General features: G+C 67.0%; 20 protein-coding genes. 9 read left to right on the forward strand and 11 right to left on the reverse strand.

The genetic code is table 11. The features are described from left to right. Window positions 1–175 precede the first annotated feature (175 nt). From NA11_RS12305 to NA11_RS12330, 6 genes are all read right to left on the reverse strand, one after another. Window positions 176–1006: an ESX secretion-associated protein EspG gene (locus NA11_RS12305; protein WP_084654552.1), complete on the reverse strand. Its 831-nt coding sequence runs from the start codon at window positions 1004–1006 to the stop codon at window positions 176–178. Next, window positions 1003–2184 (reverse strand): PPE domain-containing protein, encoded by a 1182-nt coding sequence (locus NA11_RS12310; protein WP_069161988.1) that lies wholly within the window; start codon window positions 2182–2184, stop codon window positions 1003–1005. Before NA11_RS12310 ends, NA11_RS12305 begins: the two co-directional genes overlap by 4 nt. A gap of 43 nt (window positions 2185–2227) precedes the next feature. Next, window positions 2228–2545 carry a PE domain-containing protein gene (locus NA11_RS12315; protein ID WP_069161989.1) on the reverse strand — a complete coding sequence of 106 codons (318 nt, stop codon included), beginning with the start codon at window positions 2543–2545 and terminating at the stop codon, window positions 2228–2230. A gap of 159 nt (window positions 2546–2704) precedes the next feature. Continuing rightward, complete coding sequence (locus tag NA11_RS12320; protein ID WP_069161990.1) at window positions 2705–3055, reverse strand: metallopeptidase family protein; 351 nt, start codon at window positions 3053–3055, stop codon at window positions 2705–2707. A gap of 8 nt (window positions 3056–3063) precedes the next feature. Beyond that, the gene (locus tag NA11_RS12325; protein WP_439957068.1) at window positions 3064–4206 is read right to left on the reverse strand and encodes a septum formation family protein; all 1143 of its coding nucleotides are present in this window, start codon (window positions 4204–4206) and stop codon (window positions 3064–3066) included. Window positions 4207–4299: 93 nt separating this feature from the next. After that, window positions 4300–6000 carry an aldehyde dehydrogenase family protein gene (locus NA11_RS12330; RefSeq protein ID WP_069161991.1) on the reverse strand — a complete coding sequence of 567 codons (1701 nt, stop codon included), beginning with the start codon at window positions 5998–6000 and terminating at the stop codon, window positions 4300–4302. Window positions 6001–6092: 92 nt separating this feature from the next. Here NA11_RS12330 and serS point away from each other — a divergent pair, with 92 nt between their 5' ends. The 3 genes from serS (at window position 6093) to NA11_RS12345 (ending at window position 10853) form a co-directional block, all read left to right on the forward strand. Then, a complete protein-coding gene (gene serS / locus NA11_RS12335; RefSeq protein ID WP_069161992.1) occupies window positions 6093–7355 on the forward strand; it encodes a serine--tRNA ligase in 1263 nt (420 codons plus the stop codon). Window positions 7356–7503: 148 nt separating this feature from the next. Next, window positions 7504–9369: a putative bifunctional diguanylate cyclase/phosphodiesterase gene (locus tag NA11_RS12340; RefSeq protein WP_245745841.1), complete on the forward strand. Its 1866-nt coding sequence runs from the start codon at window positions 7504–7506 to the stop codon at window positions 9367–9369. 200 nt (window positions 9370–9569) lie between these two features. Beyond that, window positions 9570–10853 (forward strand): MFS transporter, encoded by a 1284-nt coding sequence (locus tag NA11_RS12345; RefSeq protein WP_069162103.1) that lies wholly within the window; start codon window positions 9570–9572, stop codon window positions 10851–10853. Between the two features lie 143 nt (window positions 10854–10996). On the opposite strand, the gene NA11_RS12350 is transcribed toward NA11_RS12345, so the two are convergent. Both NA11_RS12350 and NA11_RS12355 read right to left on the reverse strand, forming a co-directional pair. After that, on the reverse strand, window positions 10997–12010 hold the full coding sequence (locus tag NA11_RS12350) for a poly(ethylene terephthalate) hydrolase family protein (protein WP_141717547.1): 1014 nt from the start codon (window positions 12008–12010) through the stop codon (window positions 10997–10999). A gap of 260 nt (window positions 12011–12270) precedes the next feature. Next, the gene (locus NA11_RS12355; RefSeq protein ID WP_069161995.1) at window positions 12271–12918 is read right to left on the reverse strand and encodes a TetR/AcrR family transcriptional regulator; all 648 of its coding nucleotides are present in this window, start codon (window positions 12916–12918) and stop codon (window positions 12271–12273) included. Window positions 12919–13055: 137 nt separating this feature from the next. Between NA11_RS12355 and NA11_RS12360 the strand changes: the two genes are divergently transcribed. The 4 genes from NA11_RS12360 to NA11_RS12375 all read left to right on the forward strand — a co-directional run bounded on the left by NA11_RS12360 (window position 13056) and on the right by NA11_RS12375 (window position 17489). Then, window positions 13056–14306, forward strand: coding sequence for an oxygenase MpaB family protein (locus tag NA11_RS12360; RefSeq protein WP_069161996.1), 1251 nt, complete (start codon window positions 13056–13058; stop codon window positions 14304–14306). A gap of 341 nt (window positions 14307–14647) precedes the next feature. Next, on the forward strand, window positions 14648–15604 hold the full coding sequence (locus tag NA11_RS12365; protein WP_245745842.1) for a DMT family transporter: 957 nt from the start codon (window positions 14648–14650) through the stop codon (window positions 15602–15604). A gap of 277 nt (window positions 15605–15881) precedes the next feature. Continuing rightward, the gene (locus NA11_RS12370; RefSeq protein WP_141717548.1) at window positions 15882–16871 is read left to right on the forward strand and encodes a peroxiredoxin family protein; all 990 of its coding nucleotides are present in this window, start codon (window positions 15882–15884) and stop codon (window positions 16869–16871) included. A gap of 276 nt (window positions 16872–17147) precedes the next feature. Beyond that, window positions 17148–17489 (forward strand): BP74-related protein, encoded by a 342-nt coding sequence (locus NA11_RS12375; protein ID WP_069161998.1) that lies wholly within the window; start codon window positions 17148–17150, stop codon window positions 17487–17489. Between the two features lie 59 nt (window positions 17490–17548). Here the strand turns inward: NA11_RS12375 and NA11_RS12380 are convergent, their stop codons facing one another. Next, window positions 17549–19087: a Rieske 2Fe-2S domain-containing protein gene (locus tag NA11_RS12380; RefSeq protein ID WP_069161999.1), complete on the reverse strand. Its 1539-nt coding sequence runs from the start codon at window positions 19085–19087 to the stop codon at window positions 17549–17551. 61 nt (window positions 19088–19148) lie between these two features. Continuing rightward, complete coding sequence (locus tag NA11_RS12385) at window positions 19149–20102, reverse strand: hypothetical protein (RefSeq protein ID WP_245745843.1); 954 nt, start codon at window positions 20100–20102, stop codon at window positions 19149–19151. 229 nt (window positions 20103–20331) lie between these two features. Between NA11_RS12385 and NA11_RS12390 the strand changes: the two genes are divergently transcribed. Beyond that, window positions 20332–21078 carry a lysophospholipid acyltransferase family protein gene (locus NA11_RS12390; protein ID WP_069162000.1) on the forward strand — a complete coding sequence of 249 codons (747 nt, stop codon included), beginning with the start codon at window positions 20332–20334 and terminating at the stop codon, window positions 21076–21078. Window positions 21079–21093: 15 nt separating this feature from the next. After that, window positions 21094–21849, forward strand: a complete 756-nt coding sequence (locus NA11_RS12395) for a lysophospholipid acyltransferase family protein (protein WP_069162001.1) — start codon at window positions 21094–21096, stop codon at window positions 21847–21849. 62 nt (window positions 21850–21911) lie between these two features. On the opposite strand, the gene NA11_RS12400 is transcribed toward NA11_RS12395, so the two are convergent. Next, window positions 21912–22757, reverse strand: coding sequence for an AraC family transcriptional regulator (locus NA11_RS12400; protein WP_218023292.1), 846 nt, complete (start codon window positions 22755–22757; stop codon window positions 21912–21914). Window positions 22758–22823: the final 66 nt, after the last annotated feature.

The raw sequence follows: 22823 nt of genomic DNA on the forward strand, positions 1-22823 counted from the left end.
CCCGGCAACCATTCGACTACCGCCCGATGGAGGGTCAGTAACCATCCGCCTCACCCCGACGGACCCGGCAACCAATTCTCTCCCGCCGATCCACGGTTACCAGCCGCGTTTGACTCCCCGCACAACTACCCCCACACCTCACCCGACAAGCCCCGCAACTACCGCCCGAGAACGACTACCCCTGCTCAGGCTTCAACGGAAACTCGTCCCGCTCCGGCAACGAATCAATCAAGTCCTGCAACGCCGTCCGCAACCGCCCCGTGGTCCCAGTGGCAAGCGACGTCCACTTCACCCCATCATCAGACCTACTCGCGGTCGCAATGAGTCGCCCACCTCGAGTGTTGTAAACCGCGATGTGGTTGTCCGTGACATCGCGAGTGCCGTCGCCGTACACCACACCGACGATCTCGGCGTGTGAGTCAATCTGCACCATCGCGGACGCCAACGTTTTCGCATCCCGTGGCGGCGTACCGACTTTGGCGAGTCGAGAGGCGGTCGCCGTCGCATCGCCGGTGTCGTCGAAGATCGGGACGAGTTGTTCGGTGGGCGCGTTCATTCCGGTGATATCGAGCGGGTCGGCCGCGCCGAGCGCCGCGATCACCGGGCCGGGCAGGTCGTCGCCGGCTTCGTCGATCACGTAGGACTGCGGCCCGCGCAGGGCGATGGTGACGAGATCATCGCCCTTTGCGAGACACATGCGACTCACCTGACCGTCGACGTGCAGCCGCAGCGCGATCACCCAGTGCGGTCGATACAGCGCGAACAGCCGGTCTTCGAGTTCCTGGTGGACCGCGTCGCCGATCAGCAGTTCCCGGTCGATGAGCGACTCGGCCGCCACCGCCATTGCGGCGTCGTGATCGGTGACGTTGTCGTACTGCCCGCGGGCTTGGAGCACCACGGGCAGTTCGTCGATCTCCAGTTTCTCCAGGAGGAACTGCATTTCGTCGAGCGACAGCACGACGGAAGCGAGCATGGACGGGCCGCGGCCCGCACCCAGCACCGTCACTTAGGCGTCCCGACGGCGTCGGCGCCGATCACCCCGTCCGCGGCGTAGCGGCCGTCGTTGAAGTGCTCGGTCGAGCGCAGGAGGTCCTGGCTCTTGTGCTCGGACTCGTCGTCCTCGTCCCGGACCTGGTTGCCGAGCAGCGGGCTGCCGGACGCGGGGTTGTTGCGCACCGGCGCGCCGGCAGGCTGGCTGACCGTGGCGTTCTCCACGACCGGAGCCGTGGTCGGCGTGCCGCCCGCGACGTGGCCTGCCGCACCCCAGCCTTCGGGGAGCTTCAACGAGCCGTTGCCGTAGGACGCCGAGCCGCCTGCCGCGCCGACCGACGCGGAACGCGTTGCCGCGCCGCCGACGGCCGCCGCCATGCCCATGCCCATCCCGCCGGCCATGGAAGCCGGTGCCGCACTGGTGAATCCGGGGGTCACCGCGCTGGTGACCGCCGAGATCGCGTGGGTGCCGATGGTGCCCGCCGTCGAAACACCGGTCGTCGCCACCGAACCCGCGAAGTTCGCGGCCTGCGTGGCGGCGCCTGCGACGGCGGGGTTGTTCACGAATGCGCCCGCCGCTGCGATCGCGGCCTGGATCGGATCGGTCGGCTGGGCGGCCTGCTCGACCCCGTTCGGGTTCGCCTGGCCCGCACCGTGCGCGATGGCGGGCGGCTGGGCGAACTCACCGGGGGTCACCACCATCGCGGTGGTCGCCGCCTCGTAGGTCTCCATGGTCAACGCGGCGCGCAGGTCGAGCGCGGCCTTGGCCGCCTCGGCCGCTTCCGCGGTGCCGTTCAGGACGCCGCCGGTCGAGTAGGCGGCGACCCGTGCGGTGTCGACGGCCACGATCTCCGGGATGCTCGGCATGGCGATCGACGCCACGGTGTAGGCGATCGCGTTGGACGCCGCCTTCGAGCCCATGGTGGCCGCCATGACGCCCTGCTGCTCGGCCCAGCCGATGAAGCCGGTGAGCTTGGACAGTGCCGAGATGCCGTTGATGCCCTGCATGCCGACGCCGAGCTCGGCCATCACCCTGGCGACGGTCGCGGTGGCGTCGACCCACGCGGCGGTGAGCCCGCCCCACGCGGTCGCGGCGGCCGAGATCGGGATCGCGTGCGCACCGGCGTTGAGCGCGATCGAGTTTCCTTCTGCGAGGCGGGGCAGCCAGAACACCCCGGTGATTCCTGCGGTCATGCGTTTCTCCCCTTATTTGTTCTTCTGTGCTTGGCCCGCAGGCTCAAAGTGCGCTACCGGTGGCCGCGATGCCCGCTGCGCGGACGATGTCCGAGCTCATGTGCGTGGCGAGCTGGCTGCGCAGGGTTGCGGCGGCGTGATGCAGTTCCAAAATCCCCTGGGCGACGGCGTTGTCGTGGGTCACCGCAGCCTTGTTCAGGTGCTGCGCGGCGTGCAACGACACCTCGTCGACGCCAGAGGGAACGACATGCGTCGCGGGTGCGGTCAACGCGGCGGCGGCGGCGAGCCGCTCGGCGAGTAGATCCAGCTCCGCGGCGGCGGCGAGGACGGCTTCGGGTGCGACTAGTACGTGGCCAACCATGACTCGACTCCTTCTAGTGGCGGCTATGGGGCGGAACCACGAGAATTCCCCCTTCGAGTGATAGGACGCGACAGCGAGGCAATCGGTTCCATCGAATCCCCTAAATTTTCTTCCTGTCACACCCCAACTGCAACCGCACTCATACAGCTGGGGTAAAGACTAGCCCCATCCCAGCTGATGCAGGCGGTCTTCGTCAATGCCGAAATAGTGTGCGATCTCATGAATCACAGTGATCGCCACCTCTTCCACCACTTCCGCCTCATCCGCGCAGATCGCGAGGATGGTGTCGCGATAGATCGTGATGGTGTCGGGCAGCGAACCCCCGTAATGGCTGTCCCGTTCGGTGAGCGCGATCCCCTGATACAACCCGAGCAGATCCGGGTCATTCGGATTGTGAGGTTCGATCAGCACGACCACGTTATCGATGGCCCTCGTCAGCTCGGGTGGAATCCGATCAAGAGCATCACCGACCAATTCCTCGAACCGGTCTTCGGACATGAATACCGACATCCGGCGAACTACCTCGGCTGGGGTTGCGGCGGCAGCGGCGCGGCGCCGGGCAGCGGCGCAGGCGTGGAGCGGCCGGTGTTCGGCGGCGGCACCGGAGCCTGACCGTTGATCAGGATGTCGCCCTTCGCCGAACCGGTGATCGGCGCGAAACCTTCCCGATCAGCCCCCTTGCCGATCATGCAGTCCAGTTTGCGACTGCCTGCCAGCCAACTGCGGGCATCCAGGTAGTCGAAGAACAGCGTCAGCGTCTTGTTGCGCACCACATCGGGCCCGCCGAGATAGTCGGACGAGGTGCGCGCGCACTCGTCCTCGACGAACTTGTCCTGCGCGTCCTTGTCGGGTGGGCCGCCCTGGAAGCGCTGGCCGAGATCGATGGTCGAGACGACCTCGACGGCATGCTGCTGCGCACAGTCCACCGGATCGGTGGGCAGATTCTGGTTGATGCCGAGGCACACTCCCGGCCCGTACACCTTCGACTGATCGTGTTCGGCGGCACTGCCTGTCGACGCGGGCGTGCCCGCGCTCGCCGCGTACTGCAACCCGCAGCGCAACGTGCGGTCGCCGTGCTGCCAACCGTCCGGGCTCGGGTACATGAGTCCGACGATGTAGCGCCCGCGCGGATCGAACTTGCCGTTCAGGTACTGCTGCACCGCGGGCACGCAGTGCTCTTCCTTCAACTCGGTGAGCCGCAGCGAGTCCGGGAATCGGGAGCCGGGCCCGAACTCCTTGCCCGGGTACTTCGCCATGTCGACGTCGGCCGCGACCTCGAACATGTGCTTGTTCTCGCACCGCACCTTGACCAGATCGGAGTGGTCCGGCTTGGTCCAGCTCAGGCAATCACCTTCGACGGCGGTGCCGAATTCCTTGTCGACCACCGGCTCTGCGGGCGAGCCCGGCGTGTGCGCCTCCAGCCCCTTGTTGTCGAAGCCGGTCACGAACATCGTCACCAATGCCGCGACCACGGCCCCCGCCGCGACCAGCAGCAGCCCCCAGCGGAGCGTCGGCGCAGGCACGTGGGTCTTGCCGGTGAACACACCGATCACCGCGTCGAACGAGCGCCGCACCGCGTCGACGCGCGAGGGTGCGCCGCGTCTGGTCGAGCGCCCGGACGGCTTGGGCTTGGGCAATTGATCGGAAGAGGACATCGCGATCCATCATGGCAGTCTCTGCGCTGCGGTGCCATTACCTGGCCTGATCAGCGCTTTCCGGGCAGATCTTGGCCAACGATCCGGCGCGGCGGTGCACTATCCGCGCAGCGCGGACACGAAGATGCCGGGGATCTTGGCAGGATTGCCGCTGGCGTAGAACTCGGTCAGCCTGCGTCCGGTGGTGGCCGCGGTGGCGTTGTCGACGAACCACGGCGGCTTGGGCGACAGCGCGAACTCACCGCGCAGCACCGAGCGCGGGGCGGGCCGGAACGGTCCGTACACCACCGTGCGCTCCACGTCGTCGAGCAGGAAAGCGTTGTGCACCACGCCGATTCCGCTTTGCACGTCGTCGAGCGTGTGGCCGGGGAACGCGCCCCATGACGCGCGCGGTGCGAGGAAGGCGAGCCCGGTCCAGGTGTTCACCGCGATCGCGCCGTAGCGCAGCCGTTCGATGGCGCGGTCGAAGCCGATGCCGAGCGTGCGGATGGTCGCCGGATCCGCGAGCACGTTGGCGCCGAGCGTCCCCGTCAGTTCCGTGTTCGCGAAATCGACCGCATGCTGCAGGAATTCGCCACCCGCATAAGGCAATTCGACCACGCCGAGCACCGGCGAGAAGTATTCGGTGCGCAGCAGCGGGGTGTCGCTGAGCGGCAACTGATCGACAAGCACCCGGCCCGAGCCGAGCTGCTCGGCCGCCGGATAGGACGTCAGCGCGTCCGCAACCCGCGCATCGCTGCCCGGATAGTAGGCGGTGCGCTGCGGTGCGGCGGCGAGCGCGACGCGCAGCTCGGCCAGGAACCTGTCCTTGAGCGCCCAGTCCTTGCTCACCACGATCGCCTGGGCGGCGACGCAGTTGTAACCGCCGTTGTGCAATCGCTGCGTCGCCACATGCTCGGCCTGGTACTTCAGGTCGGCATCGGACCAGTCGCCGGGCACCACGATCGTCGGCGATACCCCGCCGAGCTCGCTGGTGATCGGCTTGTCCAGCAGCGGCCGGTTGTCCTTCTTACGCTCCAGCCCTTCCGGGCCGGGCCCCCACACGATCGTGTCGTGGGTGTTGGCGCTGCCGGTCATGTGCACGTGCGCGACATCGGCGTGGTGCACGAGATAGTTGCCGGTCTCCGCGCCACCCGTGACGATCCGCAACACCCCGAGCGAGCACAGCGGCGCGAACACCATCTCGAACACCGTGTACAGCGGGTCGGTGATCGGGTTCAACTTCAGCATGACCACCCGGTTGTGCGCATACAGCTCGTACAGCGCGTCCAACGGCGGGATCGAGGTGATGTTGCCCGCGCCGAGCACGACGCCGATGCCGCCGGTCGCGGTCGGATCGAGCTGGGCGAGCCCGGCCCGCCTGCGTGCGGTGTCGGCGTCGACGCCAGGCCGCAGCCACACCTCGCCACGAAAGCCACTGAGCAGCAGTTTGTCGTAGCCACTGAGCGGCAGGATCGGTACCGCGACGCGACCACCCGGCGCGTCCTGCGTGGTGACACCGTCGAGCGGGCTGCGCCCTTCCTCCAGCGCGGTCAGCGTCGCGGAGAGCGCGGCGACGGCCTGCAGCAGGGTCAGTGGTCCCGACATCCATTCCTCGCCGACCAGCGGCGAGTTCTCGTCGAGTCCCTTGATGGTCCGCGCGGCCCGCACCCAGTCGTCGGCGAACCGCCCGGTTCGGGTGTGGATGTCGTCGAGGAGCTCCCTGCGACGACGCAGCGGGGTCTGCGCCCACACCTTCTCGCCCTCGGTCAGCTCGTGCAGTGCGTCATCGATCGCTGATTCGTCGAAAGTTGTGCCCACAAACCAACTATGCCCGTGTCGAGGGGCCGGTGGCCCGCATCCTGGGATATCGGCGTGAAACAGCAATGGCCCGACCACTAGGCTGAGTGCCCATGATCGACCTCCGATTCCTGCGGGACAACCCCGACGCGGTCCGCACCTCGCAGCGGGCCCGCGGCGAAGACCCCGCCCGCGTCGACGCGCTGCTGGAAGCCGACGCGGCGCGCCGCGCGGCGGTGGCCACCGCCGACAACCTACGCGCCGAGCACAAGGCGATGGGCAAGCTGATCGGAAAGGCGAGCGAAGAGGAGCGTTCCGCTCTGCTCGCGCAGGCGCAGGAGATGTCGGTCAAGGTCAAGGAGGCCGAGGCCGCGCAGCACGCCGCCGACGCCGACCTGGACGCCGCGCACCGCGCCATCTCGAACCTGGTCGCCGACGGCGTGCCCGCGGGCGGCGAGGACGACTATGTCGTGCTGGAAACCGTCGGCACCGCACCGGAATTCGATTTCGAGCCGAAGGACCATCTGGAACTCGGCGAGTCGCTCGGCCTGTTCGACATGGAGCGCGGCGCGAAGGTCTCGGGTTCGCGCTTCTATTTCATGACCGGCTACGGCGCGCTGTTGCAGCTCGGTCTGCTGCAGCTGGCGGCGCAGAGCGCGGTGGCCAACGGCTTCACCATGATGATTCCGCCGGTGCTTGTTCGCCCGGAGATCATGGCAGGCACCGGTTTCCTCGGTCAGCATGCGGCCGAGATCTACCATCTCGCCGAGGACGACCTCTATCTGGTCGGCACGTCGGAGGTGCCGCTGGCCGGCTATCACGCGGACGAGATTCTCGATCTGAGCGCGGGCCCGAAGCGGTACGCGGGCTGGTCGACGTGTTTCCGGCGCGAGGCGGGCAGCTACGGCAAGGACACTCGGGGCATCATCCGGGTGCATCAGTTCGACAAGATCGAGATGTTCGTCTACACCACACCCGAACAGGCCGATGCCGAGCATCAGCGACTGCTCGGCTGGGAGAAGGACATGCTCGCGGCTGTCGAGGTCCCTTACCGGATCATCGATACCGCCGCGGGCGATCTCGGCAGCTCGGCCGCGCGCAAGTTCGACTGCGAGGCATGGGTGCCGACCCAGCAGACCTACCGCGAACTCACCTCCACCTCGAACTGCACCACCTTCCAGGCCCGCCGCCTCGCCGTGCGCTACCGCGACGAGAACGGAAAACCGCAGATCGCAGCAACTTTGAACGGCACGCTGGCGACAACCAGGTGGATCGTGGCGATCCTGGAGAACCATCAGCAGGCCGACGGATCGGTCCGGGTGCCCGCGGCGCTTGTGCCGTTTGTCGGCACCGATCTGCTGGTACCGCCCGCGTAGGTCGGCGGCCCGGCACGCGGAAACGCCGAATTCGGACAGTCGATTTGGCGTACCGGATGTTTCGCTTGGATGAATAGCTGTCGGTTCGCCATGCCGGATTCACGGGATGTGGCAACCGCTGGGATTCGTTGTGTCTAGGCTATTCCCCGTGCGAGGAATCGGGGCGCGCGGCGATACCCGAACCCGGGTGCGGGCGGCATCGGCGCTGGCGACAGCTATGGTCATGGCTCGAACCACCGGGGCGTTCTACGTCATGGGTGGTGTGCTTGGTCTGCTGATAACCGCGATCGCCCCTGGCGACGAGGGTAATCGGCCGCTGGTTGGCGCGGCTGCGGCGATTGCGCTGACGCTCGGCCTCACGCTGCTTGCGTGGGGACCGCGACTGCCGCATTCCATTCACCACATGTACGTCGCGATCGCGACGGTGCTCGTCACGATCGCGGTCTACGCGTTCCCCAACACCGTCGGCTCGATCAGCCTCGCCGCGTTCTACGTGTTCGTCGCCTGCGATGCCGCGCTGTTCTTCGCGTGGTCGCAGGCGGCCGCGCACATCGCGTTCGCGATGGTGTTGTGCCTGTGGGTGTTGCCCGCGCGGCCGGTGCTGCCCGGATTGCCGTGGTGGTCCGGGCTCATTCCGGCCGGTGTCACCTTCGGCGTCGGCGTGGTCGTCGGCATCCTGACCAGGATGGCCTCGGAAGCCGATATCGACGTGCTGACGGGACTTTTGAACCGCCGCGGCTTCGACCGCGCGCTGAATTCCGCGATCGAGCAGGCCACCCGCACCGGGCAGGGACTCGCCCTTGTCCTCGTCGACCTCGACCGCTTCCAGAAGATCAACGACCACCTCGGCCACCGCGCGGGCGACGCCGTGCTGCAGCGGGTCGCCGACACCTGGTCGAAATTGCTTGCGCCGGATCAGCGGCTGGCCCGCTACGGCGGCGACGCGTTCGCGATGCTGTTGCCGAACACCACCGAGCAGGCCGCGATCCTGCTCACCGAGCAGCTGCGCGCGGCGGTGACCACCGGCTGTTCGGCGGGCGTTACCTCATGGCAGCCAGGCGAATCCGGCTCGCTGCTGGTCAGCCGCGCAGACGTCGGCCTCTATCGAGCCAAGCAGGCCGGACGCAACCGGACGGTGCTCGAGTCGTCGCGGCAGCTGCCGCTGGCGGTGGAGCTACGCGAGGCGATCGACCGCGGCGCGCTCGACGTGCACTATCAGCCGATCGTCAGCCTCACCGAGGGCGGCGGCAAGGCGGTCGGTGTCGAGGCGCTGCTGCGCTGGTCGTCGAGCGCGCAGCCGGACGTCACCACCGAGGGGCTGATCCGGGTCGCCGAGGAATACGACCTCATCGCCGATCTGGACGAGCTGGTGTTACGCCGGGCCTGTGCCGACGCGGCCAGGCTGCAGGACACCTTCGCTCAACTCGATCTGACGCTCAACGTCAATGTCAGCGGACTGGAGCTGGCCGAGGCGGGCTATGCCGACCGGGTCGCCGACATCCTCGCCAGCACCGGTTGGCCCGCCGACCAGCTGGTGCTCGAGGTGACCGAGAGCGAGCTCGCGGCCGAATCCCACACGGCCATCGCCAATTTGCACACGCTGCGGGACCGGGGCGTGCGAATTGCCATCGACGATTTCGGCACCGGGTACTCCTCGCTGAGCAGGCTGGCCACGTTGCCGAGCGACATACTCAAGGTCGATCAGTCCTTCGTCGCCGCGATCCGCTCCGACTCCCCGGCGCCGCCGCTGCTCGGCGTGATCGCCGCACTGTCCAGCGCGTTGGATCTGCAGGTGATCGCCGAAGGGGTGGAAACCGAATACCAGGCCGCGGTGCTCACCGAACTCGGCTTCGCCCTCGCGCAGGGGTACCACTACAGCGACTCGCACCCGGTGGCGGACCTGATCAGCGACCTCAACACGAACCAGGGCCGCGTCGGTCCCGGTGTGGCGGATCGCAGTCTCGACGACGGCGATTCGATGCACACCGCCAACGGTTGGCTGCCGCTCGGATAAACGGCTTGACGCAGGTCGCGGGGCTGCGCATGCTGGTCGACATGCGTTTGCTTTTCTACGCCAGTTGATTCGTCAGCGGGCTGTTCGCCCGTCGCACGAATAAGAACGGCTGTTTTCGTTCGGCGGCCCTGCGCCCGCGCTGGATTCCGCCGCGCCGGAGCTCGGACCCGATCGGGGTTCGTGCGCTCACTGTGCGCGCGGTGCTGTTCGCGGGCATCGGCGATCTGATCCCGCTGTACGCGCTGTACTCCCTCTTGTTCGCCGACCACGGGCTCAGCACCGGGCAGATCTCGGCGCTGTTCGCGATCTGGTCGACCACCGCCTTCCTGCTCGAGGTGCCGTCCGGCGCATGGGCGGACACGGTGTCGCGGCGCGCGCTGCTCGTGTTCAGCGGCGTGCTGCTCACCGCGGGATTCGCGATGTGGACCCTCGTGCCCACCTTCCTCGGTTTCGCCCTCGGCTTCGTCCTCTGGGGCGCGGCAGGGGCTTTGAAATCGGGCACCTTCGAGGCGCTGCTCTACGACGACCTCGCCGCACGCGGTGAGCAGGCGTCCTACGCGCGCATCCTCGGCTACACCCGGGCGGCCTCGGAGGCGGCCATCGTCGTCGGCATCGTCGGCGCGACCCCGCTGTACCTCTGGGGCGGTTACGCGCTGATCGGCTGGGCCAGTGTGGGATTCGCCGCGCTGCACACGGTGATCGCGTTGTCGCTACCGAGTGCGCCGCAGTTCGTGTCGGCGACCGCGGTCGATGAGCTGGAAGAGGAGGATGCGCCGGATAACCGTGCCGCAGTGGTGCAGTCGGCCGAACGCGACGAGTCGACTGTCGTGGCGCGGCCGTTCGCGAGATACCTGGGCATGCTGAAGGCCGGTGTCGGCGAGTCGATTCGGATCAGCGCCGTGCGCAACGGTGTGCTGCTCGGCGCGCTGCTGTTCGGTATCACCGCATTCGACGAGTATTTCGCGCTGCTCGCCGAGGAGGCCGGAGCGGCGACGGCGGTGGTGCCGCTGCTCGTCGGCGTGACCGTGCTCGGGTCACTGGCCGGATCCGTGCTGGCCGGACGCACCGAGGGCATGTCGGGACGTGCCATGGCGATCGCCGTCGGCATCGGTGGTGTGCTGTTTCTCGGCGGTGCTCTCGTCGCCGGTCTGGCTGAACACCGGCCTAGTGCGGTCTATGTGCTTACCGGCCTTGGCTTTACGGCAATCGGCATCTCCTACGGCATTGTCTACAACGCGGGCGTTGTCGCGGGGGCCCGCCTGCAGGACGCGATCGAGGGACCCGCCCGCGCCACCGTGACCTCGGTATCGGGACTGCTCGGTGAGGTTGTCGCCCTGGCGGTCTTCGCATTCGCGGCCGTCGTGACCACGTGGTGGTCGATGTCGGTGTTGCTCGCGATCCTAGGTGCGAGCATCCTTCCGATCGCCGTGCTCGCGCCGAAGTGGTTGCCCGCGAAGGTTGTCGAGCCGGTCGATTCGAAGTAGCGCCCGCTATTTGTGCCGTCCTGCACGCGGAGGCGTTCGCAGTCCCGGCACGAGTCTCGGCCGTGGTACGCCTGCGGCGCAGCAGGTCGACTTGCTGCGCCGCAGGCGGATCCGTCGTGCGGGAATTCCGTTCCCAGCCGGTCTTATTCGGGAAGAGCGTCGGCCAAGCGATTACGGAACACGTACTCGACGCCAGGGTCACGCGGCAACTCCCACGCGGGTCCGACGAAATACTTGGCGGCGTCCTTGTCGTCCTTGGCGAGGTATTGCATCCACGCCAAGGTGAGCGTGGTGAAGGCATTGTTCGGCGGCGCATCCATCGGCTTGGTGTGGTTGGCGCCGCGGATGCACGCCAGGTAGGCGGGCACGGTAAGCGTGGTGTGGTACTGAAGCCACATGGGGTGATACCAGTGCCACACAATCACATCCATGCAGCCGGTCATGTGCATGGTCGGCACGTTGAGCAGGATGCCGATGGCGTAGGGGCTCGATTCCCACGGCACTGCGCCGATGATCCGTGCCGCGGGATCGATGTAGCGGTACACGTCCGGCGGCAGGCTCGCGTTTTGTTGAGTCGCGCCGCCGCCGCCGGAATGCCCGACGAAGAAGATGCGGCCGAGATCCACCTTGCCGAACATCGGGTTGTTCGGGTCCTTGTTGGCGTCGGACAGCGTCTTCACGCCGATGATGCCGATTTCCGGAAGTCCATTGAGCAGGTCGTACGGCATCGCGACGACATAACCGTAGCTTGCCCAGAACTTGGCGCTCGCGTCGTACCAGCCGGGATCCTGTCCGGTGCCAGGCGCGAAAATAACCACCGGAGCGGGGCCTGAATCGGCGATGTCCTTCGGATAGTAGAAGTTGACGCCGAACGGCAATTCATTTCCCGACGGAAATGAATTGGTGCACTGCAGGTGTGACTGATTTCCGAAGAATCGGTACGACTCGTCCATGGCCGTGGCCCACGGTGAGGAGGCGCAGCTGTGTACTTCGTTGGTCTGTGCGGTCTCGTGTGGCCCTGGCTGGCCATATGAGGTCAGCGGCACGTCACCGGGCGCGAATCCGTCGTCGGCCGTTGCGGCCGGAGCGGTCCCGATCACGAGGCCGGAAAGAACCAATGCCGCGACGAAAGCGGCGCCGAACGAACGATGGCCCATGCGCGGCCGTCGCCGGCCGAGTTGTGCTGTCAGCAAAAGAACGTCACCCGCTTCCATTTCGAACGAATACAAGCAAGGGAACATGGCGCATCCAGCGCCGAATCGACATCACTGTGGGGCAAATCAATCCGACAGTCAAGCGGCCGCGCGCATTACTATTTGCCAGCACAGTTTTACGCGCAAAACATGCGGTTGCCCTCGAACCGGACGGGTCGAAGGGGATTCACGATATTTGTCGCAGCCGATGTCGCGCCCGGCGACTATTCGGCGAGCGGAACGCCGATGAGATGGCTTGCGGTGAGCAGGAATTGGTCGGTGGAGCGGTCGACCAGGTCGGTCCTGCTGATCGGGAGCGTGCCTGCGAGCCAGCTGTTGGTGGTCTCCCACAGTCCGCCGAGCAGATGGATCGCCGCGAATTTGGCTCGGTCGCCCACGCTTTCGACGAGGTCCGCGCCGACCTCGGCCGCGCAGGCCGCCATCATGATGCCCGCGAAGGAGCGCATCACCTCGGCTCTGCGCATGAGCAGCGCCGGGTTCAGCTGTGCTTCGACGGTGACGATGCGCGCCTTGCGCGGGTCGTCGGCGATCAGGTCGACGGCGGCGGCGATGGCGGCTCTGGTCTTGGCGTGGATGTCGGTCGGCGTCGTGAGGAACGCCGTGACCACCGCCTGACCGATTTCGTCGACGATGCGGTCGAACAGCTCGCTGAACACCGCACCGAGATCGTCGAAGCTCTCGTAGTAGTAGCGCTCGGACAACTTGGCCTGGGTGCACAGCCCGGACACGGTCAGCTTGGTGAAGCCCGAGGTGCCGATGATTTCCTGCGCGGCGTCGAGCAGTGCGGCGCGGCGGCGCGCTCTGCGCTGTTCGATCGGCACGCCGCCGTAAGACCGCGAGGTGGTAGCCACCGTTCCATTCTGGCATACAACCTTGCCAGATATCTGTTTCTGTGGGACGGTCTTGTCAGAATGTGCGGCCGACGCGCATTCGCGACTCGTAAGTGTTCTCTGCTCGACGCGAACCTCGACCCGACGGGTGAAGTGCAATGGCGCATGACAACCAGAAACTGCCCACTCCGCAGCTCTTCACGGAGTTCCCCTACAAGTACGCCGTGCCGCTGCTCGCGCCGGGTGACCTCAGCTGCACCGCGGCCCAACGCGACTCGTTCCGCCGGTTCAGCCAGGTCGGCGACCCGCTCGCGGACGCCGTCGTCGCGATGTTCAAGCGGCTGCCGGTCGGCGAGGGACGGCGCATGTTCGAGACGGCGGTCGAACACGGCATCGACGCCGTGCCGGACGCGCCGCCGGAGCTGAGCGCGCTCTTCGAACAGGTCGAGGCGGACCCGTACTGGCTCGATCGCACCAAGCTCGAACACGGCGCCAGGGTCGTCGGCCGCACCGGCGTCTGGGGTGGCATCGCCATGGGCATGTTCGCGCTGATGGGCGGCTACCTCGCGTCCCGCGCGGACAAGACCCTGGTCGGCACCGGCGACCTCGACGCGATGGCGCCGCGCAGACTTGCCGAGACCACCCAGTGGTGGCTGGACGTGACGACTCCCGGTGCGCTGGAACGCAATGCGGTCGGCTTCAAGAGTGTGCTGCGGGTGCGGTTGATGCACGCGCTGGTGCGTTCCGGCATGAATCGGCGCCCCGACTGGGATTACGCGGCATGGGACCACCCGGTCAACCAGGTGCTCACCGTCGGCACCCTCGGCCTGTTCTCCATGGCCAACCTGGTCGGCGCGCAAGCACTCGGCCTGCGCTTCTCCGCCAAGGAGAAGGACTCGGTGTTCCAGCTCTGGCGCTATGTCGGCTTCCTGCTCGGCGTCGACCCCGAGATCCTGCCGACGTGTGAGACCGACACCTGGCGCGCCTTCTGGATTCTCGCCGACACCGAGTTCATTCCCGACGCCGACTCACAGCGCTTGGCCCAGGCGCTCATCCCCGCGGCAGGCGGGCTGTTCATCGGCGCCGACACCGTGCCGCAGCGCGCGGTGCGCAAGGTGATCACCAGCTACATGGTCGCCTACAGCCGAATCGTCCTCGGACCGACCAACTCCGACTTTCTCGGCCTGCCCGCCAGCAAGTTCTACCAAGGCGCCGTCATGGCGACCGCCGTCGTCAACGGCGCACTCGAGATCCCGCGCCGCATCATCCCCGGCGCCACCCGCTTCCAAGAAAACCTCGGCGCGCGCATCCGCACCCGCCTGGTCCGAGGTTCCATCGCCCGCAACGGCGGCGACCGCACCTACGCCCGCCACGACACCTACGCCGCCCGCCCCTTGCGCGTGAGCTGACCCAGCGAACCTCGGATCCGCACCCCCCTCAGCGGCCCGCACTGCGCGCGCGAATCCTGAGAGCGGGTGCGGATCCCGACCGCGCGGGGTGACGCCATCGATGCCCGCCACGACACGCACGCCGCCCGCCCCTTTGCGTGTGAGCTGACCCAGCGGCCATTGGATCCGTATCGTTCGGCCGACCTGCAGTGCGCGTGCGAATCTCGAGACCGGTGCGGATCCCGACTGCGGGCGGCGGCATTGAGGCTCGTGACACCTACGCTGGCCGGGCGGGTTGCACGGACTGGCCGCGTCCATTGGGCGCGGTGCCGGACTGGTTGGGCGGCGGTAACGTGCCGGGGGTGAGTGCGCGGGTGCGGTGGGGGCTGGTTTTCGGGTTCTGCATCGGCGCGGGGGTGGCGGTGCAGGGGCGGATCAATGGTGCGCTCGGTGCGCGGCTGCATGATGGGATTGCCGCTGCGACGGTGAGTTTCGGGTCTGGTCTGCTGGTGTTGTTGATCGCGTTCGCGGTGCGCGGGTCGCTGCGCGACGGTGCCGAACGGGTTCGGCGGGCGGTGTCGACGGGTGCGTTGCGGCCGTGGCATCTGCTCGGTGGTCTCTGTGGTGCCTTTTTCGTTGCCTGCCAGGGGCTTACGGTCGCCGCGATCGGAGTCACCGCGTTCACTGTTGCGGTGGTGTCGGGTCAGCTGCTGAGCAGTTTGGTGGTCGATCGCCTCGGCGTCGCACCCAGCGGCCGGACGCCGGTCACCGCAATGCGATTCGGTGGTGCCGCGCTCGGTGCGCTCGCTGTGTTGATCGCTGGTTGGGAACGCACCGCCACACCGGGTGGCGCACTGGCGGTTCCGGAGGCGCTGCGCGGTGCGCCGACGGCGCTGCTCATCGTCCTGCCCGCGTTGGCTGGTATCGGCTTGGCCTGGCAGCAAGCGGTCAACGGGCGGATCGGCGAAGTCGGCGGCCCGCTGTCGGCAACGCTGGTCAACTTCTGCGTCGGTCTCGTCGCCCTGGTCGTGATCGAGGCCGTGGTCCTGTTCTGGTCCGGCCTTCCCACCGAATTCCCTACGCAGCCATGGCTCTACCTGGGTGGGCTGATCGGCATCGCGTTCATCGCGCTGGCCGCAGGCACCGTCGGTCGAATCGGCGTCCTCCTCCTCGGCCTCACCTCCGTCGCAGGCCAACTCGTCACCTCGATCGTCCTGGACGCCCTCACCCCGACCAGTGCGGGACTATCCCTCACCGCAGTGATCGGCAGCGCATTGACCCTGCTCGCCGTCGCCATAGCCGCCCGCTCCCACCCCTGAACCGCGCCATTGGTCAGCGCGGCCCGGCCCATGTGACTCGACTGAAGTGGTCCGATCATGCCGCACGGACAGCGCGGTTCGACCGGCGCGCGTTGATCGGGACGGTCTGACCACCAGGCTCGTTGGGTGCGGCCTGACCACCGCGGCTCGACTGGCGCGGTCCGCCCTGTGCGGTCTGAATCGGGGCGGTCGGTTCGCCGCGCTGTTCGACGGCTTCCTCGAAAACAGTTCTTGCGATTCAACTTTCACCACTGCGGTGGTGTGGGATCGTGCGCTCATGCTGATCGAATACGGGGTGTGGATTTCGCGGCTGGTGGTTGGTGTGCTGTTCGGGCTGTCGGCGTTGGGGAAGCTGGCGGATCCGGTGGGCACCCGGAAAGCGGTGGGGGAGTTCGGTGTTCCGCTCAGGTGGGTGCCTGCGGTGGGATGGGGACTACCTGCGGTCGAGGTGGTGGCGGCTCTTGCCGTGCTGCTGCCGTGGACGGCGCTGGCAGGAGCGGTGCTCGCGTTGGTGCTGCTTGTCGTGTTCACGGCGGCAGTGGTTCGGTTGTTGCGGAAGGGGGAACATCCGGCCTGCTCGTGTTTCGGGGCGGTCAGTGCCGCGCCGATCGGGGCGAAGACGCTGGTGCGCAACGGTGTACTGATCGTGCTGGTGCTGCTGGTCGCCGGTGGTGCGATCGCCCATCCGCGGGTTCCTGGCGGACTGCCCGTCGACGACGCGGTCTGGCTGGCGGTGGCTGCCGTCTTGATAGCAGCGCTGACCTGGGTGTGGGGCGAGGTGCGTGCCCTGCGCCGCCGGGTCGATGAACAAGCGTTGTCGACGCTCGGCGCCGAGGGCTTGCCGACCGGGGCGGTCGCGCCGGAGTTCGAGTTGCTCGATATCGCGGGCGGCCGAACGAGTTTGGCGTCGCTGCTGGCCCGCGAGCGTCAGGTGCTGCTGGTGTTCGTGCATCCAGGGTGCGAGCTGTGTGCCGCGCTGGCCCGCGAATTGCCGCGCTGGCAGGAGCGTACCGCCGACGTGCTGTCGATCGTGGTGGTCGGCAACGGTGACGCGGTCGAACACACCGAATGGGGAAAAGCGCAGGGCCTCAACGGCATCCCGGTGCTGGTGCAGCAGGGAAACGAGGCTGCATTGCGCTACCGCGTACGCGGCACTCCCTCTGCCGTGTTGATTGCTGCCGACGGACGTGTCGCAGCGCCGGTAGCGCGCGGCGCGATAGCGGCCCGCGAATTGATTGCGGCGGCGAAGCGAACGGTGCGCCGATAATTGTGCCGCGCGGTTGGTCCGATATTGTTCAACTATTCGAAAAGTACTGTGCGGTGCCAAAAATGCGGGAGTAACAGATAGTCGGTTCGATCGGTACCATCGTACCGGTCGGCGCAGCAACGTATTTCACCGAAAACGGACCGGTTCTCTAATTACGTTGCGGCGCAACCAGTTTCATTGCCAAACTACGGCGTGACCACTGATCTTCTCGATACCATCGAAGGGCTAGATTCTCCAATCAGAGTCGATTGGCCGCATTCGACCGAGGGAAAGATCATGGCACTCTTCGCATTCACCGATTACTCAGGCAAGGAATTCGTCATCCAGCTCAACAATGACCAACGAATAGAGGAGGCCAGGCGAATACTGAAGGGCGAGGAACAGATGTCGACCCATGTGATGGGCCGCATCAGGAAGACTCGCGTCGAGTACAACCCGGAGTGGGACTTCCACCTCGACCCGGACACCATCAGCTTCTTCACGGTGGCCATCGAGGTCTGTGACGCCAGCATCATGTACGCCAACGATCACCTCGACGAGGCGTGCGGCGCGTTCTTGCCCGGCTGCTTCTGGTGTCCCTGGTCATCCAAGCTCACCCGTGAGCTCAACGGCAAGTAGACCTGTTCCGCCAGAACCATTTCCGGTCGATACCAGATGGTATCGACCGGAGTCGCGTGTCAGCTGAGCTTGCGTGACCGCAGCTCGTGACCCTTGGACGTCTTGCACCGCCCCGATTCCAGATCCCACTGCCAGCCGTGCAGGTTGCAGGTGAGGGTATTGCCTTCGACCACACCGAATTTCGACAGGTCCGCCTTCAGATGCGGGCAGCGCCGCTGCATCTCCCACCCGGACAACTCGGTGGAAGCGGAATCGTCGTGTGCCTCGGAGAACCAGCCGTCGGCGTAGGCGATGCGCTCGTCGGTCAGGCATTTGAAGAACGTGTAGAGGAATTCGTTGTAGCCGCCGATCCGCCACGCCTGGAAGCGGGTGGACAGGAAGATGGTGTTGACCCAGTCGGGTTCCTTGTCCCGCAGCACGGTACGCACCAGCTCGGGGGCGATGCGGAAGCCGTAGCGGTACTTGCCTTCTCCCGCGATCGCGCCGCGCACCACCCGCTTGGGGAAGTCGAGCACGACGGTCTCGTCGCCGATCACCAGGCCGATCGGGTAGCCGATGCCGTCGCAGATCAGATCGCTCTGCGCCATGATCGGCTCGAAGAGTTCCTTCAGCGGTTCCAGCAGCGGGCCGTCACCCGTTGCCCAGGAAGCCTTTTGGGCCGCAAGCACCGGCGCGAGCCGCTTGGCCATCAGCTCGATGTACTCGGCCTTGTTGTCGTAGATCAGGCCGGGCTCGAACGGATGGGTGAGGTCGAGTTCGCGACCGCGCAGGTCCGCGACGGAGCCGGGGATCATCAGGATCCCGCCCTCGTTGCCGTGGATCCGCATCTGCTCCAGGAACACCATCTGGTCAGGGAAGATGTTGCCCTCGTCGCCGCGATCGTCGTTGAGATAGCGCAGCTCGTCGTCGAGGAACACCGGTGGTCCCGCGGACGGCACCACCCAGGTCGCACCGACCTGCTCGATGTAGCTGCGGCAGCGATCCATGCCGCGCTGGCGCTTCTGCTTGCCGAAGTTGGCCTTGGTGCGGTTCGGAATGTCGTAGACCATCGGGTACCAGATGGCGCCCGAGTACTGCAGCAGGTGGATGTCGATGTGGCCGAACGAGTCGTGCAGCACATCCATGTCGACCGGGCGCGCATCGTTCATGTTGAAACAGGTGGTCTCGCCGTCGGAGACGACGAGCCCGGAGTCGCCGATCGGTCCGTCGGCGGGCGCGCGCAGCGCGATGATCATGATGTCCAGGTCACCGCCTGGCCCGGTCACCGTGTGCTTGACCGAGTCCTCGGTCTCGAAGAACTTGGTGAAGCCGAGCTTCTCCAGTTCCCGCTTCAGATCCGGCACCGGGTAGTCCGGCAGCAGCACGGTCGCGTCCTTGTTGACGTGCTTGGCCAGGTTTTCCGCGTCGAAGTGGTCGCGGTGCAAGTGCGAGACATACAGGAAATCGCAATTGCCGAGCTCGTCCCAGTCCAGCTGGGTGTTGTCGGGGAACGGGAACCACGCGCCGAAGTAGGCGGGATTGACCCAGGGATCGCAAAGGATCGACCCGGCCGCGGTGCGGATGTGGAATCCGGCGTGTCCGACGCTGGTGATCTGCACGAGCTGCTCCTCCTGAAGCGTTGCCAGCCATCCAGGGTAGTGGTTGCCTCGAATAGGCCGTCTACGGGGCGACGTCGCCGATGCAGTAGCCCTGTGGGCCGGCCGTCAGCGTGAACGTGCGCGTCTGGGTGGCACCGGACGAGTTGGTCACCGGCGCCTGGACCGTGAGGTAATCGCCGCGCAGGCGCTCGGAACGGATCTCCTGGTCGGCGAACTTGGTCGCGCCGGTCAGCTTGCCAGGATTGTTGGCGAGCGGGGCGGCGATCGCCGTTCCGGTGCCCTTGGGATCCCAGCTCGCCGGGGCGGCCTTACACACCAGCGGGTACGTGCCTTCTTTGTCGGCGGGGTCGAGCGGTGCGCCGACGAACCGGGCGAGGTACCGGCGCACCGTGTGCCTGGCGTCGGCGTCGTTGTATTCGATGTCGGCACCCGCCGTCGCGACCCGAGGGCAGGCGTACTCGGTCTCGAGTGCGGCGCGTTCCACGGCGACCGTGACGGTCCGGTTCTTCCAAGTGATGCCGTCTTTGTCGGCCGTGCCCGGCTGCGCGAGCGCGGCCAGGATGGCCTGCTCGTCGGCGTACATGTCGGCGACATTGCGCGGCGCGATGGTCCAGCACTTGGCCTGCAGCTGGGTGAGGCTGTCGGTCTTCAGATCGTCGGCCCAGCGCTGGACGGCGGCGGGTAGTTCGGCGACGGCGCCGGTCGCCGGGATGGTGGTCGACGGCGCCGTGGTCGACGAAATGTGCGGCGTGGTGGGTACCGCGGCAGGTGGTGTCGTGACCGCGGCCGCGGGGCGGACCGGCTCCTCGTTCGGGATGCCCACCGCGGAGTCGCAGCCCGCGAGCACGAAGGCGCTCGCGACGGCCAGCCCGCCGAGCAGGGTGCGCGCTGGTCGGCGCCGCCGAGCTGCCCGGCACGCTGCTGCGGAGAGGTCCGATCGGACCGGGCGGGCGAGCACGGGGGAACGGCCGGCGGCGTGGGCGGATGCGGTGCGAAGAATTTCGGAGTTGTTCACATGTGCTGCTGTCTGGTCGAGCTCGGCACAGCCGAGCTGAGGTGCCCGATCGTGGTTCCGGTGCGACTTCCGGTGGCGTCCACACGATTTCGGTAGGGCGCTGTCCACTTCGACGATCCTTTTCTCTGAGCCTGCTTCGGGGCCGATCGTGCTGCCTCGACCCGGGGCGGCGCGCAGAAGTGGCGGCGCAGTGCCGGATGGGACAGTCTGCGACTACGCTAGCGGAATTGTGGAACCCGTCTACCGGACGATCATCGGCCTGGCCCGTACCGTCTTCTTCGTCGAAGGTCTGAAATTCACCGTCAAGGGCGATGAACATATCCCTGCGCGGGGTGGTGCCGTGCTAGCGGTCAACCACACCGGGTATATGGACTTCACCTATGCCGGCCTGCCGGTGCGCACCCCCAAGCGCTACGTCCGGTTCATGGCCAAGAAGGAAGTCTTCGACGACAAGATCTCCGGCCCGATCATGCGCGCGCTCAAGCACATTCCCGTCGACCGTGGTGCGGGCGCCGACTCGTACAAGGCCGCGGTGGAGTATCTGCAGCGCGGTGAGCTGGTCGGGGTGTACCCCGAGGCGACCATCAGCCGCAGCTTCGAGATCAAGGACTTCAAGTCCGGCGCGGCACGGATGGCGATCGAGGCGGATGTGCCGATCATCCCGATCGTCATCTGGGGTGCGCAGCGGGTGTGGACCAAGGGGTTCCCGAAGCGTCTGGGTCGCACCAACACTCCGATCTCCATCGCGGTCGGCGCGCCGATCCCGCCGGCCGAACCCGCGGCCGACCTGACCGCGAAGTTGCGCGCAACCATGCAGGAGATGCTGGTCGATCTGCAGCAGGACTACGTGCACGAACCGGGCGCCTACTGGGTCCCCGCCCGACTCGGCGGCAGCGCTCCTACCCTGGAGGAGGCCGACGCGCTCGATGCCGCAGAGGCCGCGGAGAAGGCCGCGCGAAAGAAGACGGCCTCGTAGCAGCGGAGTGTTCGGATGGCGCGGGAACCGGTTTACGACGTACTCACCGGCCTGGTTCGCACCATATTTCTGGTGCAGGGCCTGCGGATAGATATCGCAGGACAGGACCGTATCCCGCGCTCCGGCGGCGCCGTGCTCGCCGTGAACCACACCGCGTACCTGGACTTCATGGAGGTCGGTCTGGTCGGCCGCAAGTCGCACCGCAATGTCAGGTACATGATGAAGGCCGAGCTCGAGCACGGGATCGTCGGCTTTCTGATGAAGCACTGCAAGGCGATCGGTGTCGACCGCACAGCGGGCGCCGAGTCGTACAGCCGCGCGGTGCAGGCGTTGCGCGACGGTGAGCTGGTCGTTGTCTACCCGGAGGCGACCATCAGCCGCAGTTTCGAGCTCAAGGAGTTCAAGTCCGGCGCCGCGCGGATGGCGATCGAAGCCGAGGTGCCGATCATCCCGTTGGCCATCTGGGGTGCGCACCGGGTTTGGACCAAAGACATCCCGAAACGTATAGGCCGCAACAACTTTCCGATCAACATCCGCATCGGCGACCCGATCCCGCCCGCCGGGCCGCCCGACGAGCTCACCGCAACCTTGCGCAGCCGGATGGCTGACCTGCTCGCCCGAGCTCAGGACGACTACCCGATGGCACCCGGCGCCCGCTGGGTCCCCGCCCGGCTCGGCGGCACCGCGCCGACGCCTGCCGAAGCCGCCGTCCTGGAACAGGAAGAATTGGCCCGCCGCCGAGCGGCCAAAGCCAAGCAGTCCGGCCACTGAATTCACCAGTGGCACATGGCTGCGGCATCGGCCGAGAAGCCCGCACCGTGGTGTGCCACTCGTCAGAGATGGTGGAGGGGACGGCAGGGTGTCGGGGCGGGGACGGTGCCGCGGAGGAAGGCGGTCGGTGCGACGCCCATGAGGCTGCGGAAGTCGGCGACCAGGTGGGATTGGTCGTAGTAGCCGGTGGTGGCGGCCAATTGGGCCCATGGGGTGCTGCCTGCCTGGGACAGGACTCGGCGGACGCGGGCGATGCGGGCGAAGTGCTTGGGGGACAGGCCGACTCCGGTGGTGAACAGGTTGCGGAGTTGGCGTTCGCTCACGGCGAGGGCAGTGGCCGATTCGGGGACGGAACGGCCGGTCGAGATCTCGGCGATGGCGGAGCGGAGCAGGGTGCGATGGGCGTGCTGGGTGCGATCCTCGGAGATGCGTTGCGGTAGTGCGTTTTCCAGGAAAGGAAAGATCTCGTCGGGGCCGAGCTCGAGCAGCTCGTCGGTGAGATCGGCGGCCGCGCCGGGCAGTTCGGCGAGACGGATCACCCGATCGGTGAGGACGGCTGCGGGCACACCGAGCAGGGCGCGGGCTGCGCCGGGGGACAGCCGCATCCGGATGCACCCGGTCGGCTTGCTCGCCTTCGAGTAGATCGCCTGGGTTTGCGGGCCGATGACGAGCGCGTCCCTCGGGCCTGCATCCGGAAGCCGCAGCACCAGGGTGGTCGCGGCCTGGGGCAGGTGGGCGAACGGCTCGATCCGGTCGCGCACGGTCGGGACGTAGTCGAGTTCGGTGAGCCATGGGCGCAGCGATTCCGGTGCAGGCACCGTCGCGGCGACGAGATCCGCGGTCACGACGGGTGCCTGGCGCGGCAGGCCGACCGAGTCGGCCGGGCTTGGTGCACGCAGACTGATCACCAGCTCCACTGTAGGCAGCCCGCGGGCCCGCAGGTGTGCCGGAATTTCCTAGAGCTGCTTGCGGTC

It is taken from the genome of Nocardia altamirensis NBRC 108246, from assembly GCF_001612685.1.
GTDB classification, from domain to species: Bacteria; Actinomycetota; Actinomycetes; order Mycobacteriales; family Mycobacteriaceae; genus Nocardia; species Nocardia altamirensis.